General features: G+C 66.5%; 2 protein-coding genes. Both read right to left on the minus strand.

Translation table 11 applies throughout. The features are described from left to right. Positions 1-87 precede the first annotated feature (87 nt). The gene (locus ACJ7C5_RS11555) at positions 88-1329 is read right to left on the minus strand and encodes a dipeptidase (protein WP_412703960.1); all 1242 of its coding nucleotides are present in this window, start codon (positions 1327-1329) and stop codon (positions 88-90) included. A gap of 94 nt (positions 1330-1423) precedes the next feature. Continuing rightward, positions 1424-2593, minus strand: coding sequence for a class I SAM-dependent rRNA methyltransferase (locus ACJ7C5_RS11560; protein WP_032128500.1), 1170 nt, complete (start codon positions 2591-2593; stop codon positions 1424-1426). Between the last annotated feature and the right edge of the window lie 94 nt (positions 2594-2687).

A 2687-nucleotide genomic window follows, 5' to 3' on the forward strand; every position in this document is an offset into this window, starting at 1 on the left:
ACTCGGGTTGGGCCGGCCGCGGGCCGGCTACCGGGATGCGGTGGTTGGGGGCATGGCCGCCCCGCGGCCGGCACTACCGCAGGGCGGTCAACCGCCCTGCTTTGCAGCGTAGTCCTGCGCCTGGCGCATCACCCGCAGCAGGTTGCCGCCCCAGATGCCGGCAATCTGCTTCTCGGTATAGCCCTTGCGCAGAAGCCACGCGGTGATCTTCGGCAGCTGGCTGACGTCAGGCAGGTCACTCAGGCCACCGCCGCCATCCCAGTCCAGGCCGATGCCCACGTGTTCGGGGCCGACCACCTTGAGGATGTGCTCGAAGTGGGCGAAGAAATCGTCCAGGCTGGCATGGCGCACCGGATGCTCGTGGTCCAGCGCCTGCTCGGCCTTCAACAGCGCAACGCCCTGTTCGATGCCCATCCCTTCCCAGCCGCCCAGCTGCTTGCTCAGCGCTTCTTCGGCCTGCTTGCGCTCGGGCGTCTTCGCGGTGTCGATCAGGTAGCCGCCATAGGCGTTCACCTGGATCACGCCACCGGCCTTGGCCAGCTTGCGCAGGCGCACGTCATCCAGATTGCGCGGGTGATCGTAGACCGCCTTGGCCGAACTGTGCGACAGCACGAACGGCACCGGCATCATCGCCAGCAGGTCGTCGAACACCGCGTCGGACGCATGCGACTGGTCGATCACGATGCCCAGCTTCACTGCTTGCCGCACCAGGTCCTTGCCCGCCGGGCTCAGGCCTTTCCACTCGGCCCCCTTGGGGTCGGTGGCCGAATCGGCGAACTCGTTGTTGGCAAAATGCACGGTGCTGAGCAGGCGCAGACCGGCACGGTGGTAGAACGAGAGCAGGCTGGGATCGGCCACCAGCGGGCTGGCGTTTTCCATGCTGATGTAGACCACGCGCTTGCCGGCGGCCTTGATCCGCGCGGCATCATCGGCGGTCAATGCCAGCGCGAAACGCTCGGGATTGGCGGCCAGCATTTCGCGGATTTCCAGCAGCCGTTGCAGGCCATGGTCACGCTCGGCCAGATGGGCGGTGGCGGTGCGGTCGCCCTGGTCGGTGTAGATCGCCCAGAAGCCGCCGTCCAGCGCCCCCTCGACCATGCGCGGGTAGTCCACCTGCGAAAGCGCGTTGCGGTCGTGACGCTGCTCGATGTCGAAGCCAGTGCGGCCGAAATTGGCCGGCGTATCCAGATGGCTGTCCAGAGTAACCAGGCGCTGCTGCAGGGCCTTGGCGCTGGCCAGCTCCTGCGCGCTGAACTCGATGGCGTGGGCGGACAGTGGCGCGCACAGCGCCAGGGCAAGCACGACGGACAGGTGGCGCAACGATGGCATGGGCTCTCACCGCGAATGGGAAGAGCCCGACCATAGCGCTGCGGCCACGCATTGGGTAGCGCCGGGCCGCGCCCGGCGCTACGGCATCACGGGGTCAGTCCACCACGCGGCAGAACACGGCCTTGAGGTAACGCGATTCCTGCACGTGGGCCATGAAGGGATGATCCGGACCGGCGCCGGCCACCTTCAGGATCTGGATCGTGCGGCCGGAGAAATAGGCCGCGCGGCGCAGCATGTCGAGGAACTGGTCCTCGGCCACCAGGCCGGTGCAGGAGAACGTGGCGAACAGGCCGCCCGGCTTCACCACGCCCAGCGCCAGCTTGTTCATGTCCAGGTACTTCTTCAGCGCAGTGATGACCTGGTCGCGGTCGCGGGTCATCTTCGCCGGGTCCAGGATCACCACGTCGTACTGCTCGCCGCGGTTGGCGGCATCACGCAGCCACGGGAAGATGTCGGACTGGACAAACTTCGGGCGCACGTTGTTCAGGCGCGAATTGCCCTTGGCGATCTGGATGACGTCTTCATCGATGTCGATGCCGACCACTTCGGTGGCACCACGCGCCGCCGCGTACACGGCGAAACCGCCGGTGTTGCAGCACAGGTCCAGCACGCTCTTGCCTTCCACCTGCTGGCTCAGCCATTCGCGGTTCTCGCGCTGGTCGGCGAAGAAGCCGGTCTTGTGCGCACCGGCCGGGTCGGCGCGGAACTTGATGCCGTACTCGGTGATCACCGCTGCTTCGGTGGTGGTGTTGCCGTGGAAGTCGAAGCTTTCCTGCTTCTGCACGTGTTCATCGGCGAAGCTGTGGAAGCGGCAACCCGGGAACTGTTCGCGCAGGGCGTCGTAGATCCACTCACGGTGGCGGAACATGCCGGCGGCGAAGAACTCGACCACCACCAGGTCGCCGTAGCGGTCGACCACCAGGCCGGACAGGCCGTCGCCTTCGCTGTGCACCACGCGCCAGGCGTCGGACACCGCATCGAGCTTGAGCACCTCACGGCGCAGCGACACCGCCTGGGCGATCTTGCGCGAGAACCAGCCGGCATCCACCGGCACGTTCTGATCGGTTTCAAGGATGCGCACGGCAATGCGCGAGTGCCCGTTGTAGAACCCGCGGCCAATGAACTCGCCATCGATGCCGACCACGTCGACGATGGAACCGGGCTTGGGCCGGACGGTCGGCTTCTCGACCAGTTTCTGGAAGATCCACGGGTGGCTGGAACGCCACGCATTCTTGAGGCGGACAATCGGAAGGGGGGTATTCATCCACCTATTGTAAACCGGGCGCCGGGGGGGGGGGCCCCCCCCCCCGGGGGGGCCCCCCCGGGTGGACAAAAAAAAGTTGGCCACGCAGAAACGC

This window comes from Nocardiopsis yanglingensis (assembly GCF_045809185.1).
GTDB classification, from domain to species: domain Bacteria; phylum Pseudomonadota; class Gammaproteobacteria; order Xanthomonadales; family Xanthomonadaceae; genus Stenotrophomonas; species Stenotrophomonas yanglingensis.

Excerpts from the sequence above, each read along its gene's own strand:
- ACJ7C5_RS11555 (WP_412703960.1), bottom strand. The coding sequence starts at position 1,329 with ATGCCATCGTTGCGCCACCTGTCCGTCGTGCTTGCCCTGGCGCTGTGC.
- ACJ7C5_RS11560 (WP_032128500.1), bottom strand. The coding sequence starts at position 2,593 with ATGAATACCCCCCTTCCGATTGTCCGCCTCAAGAATGCGTGGCGTTCC.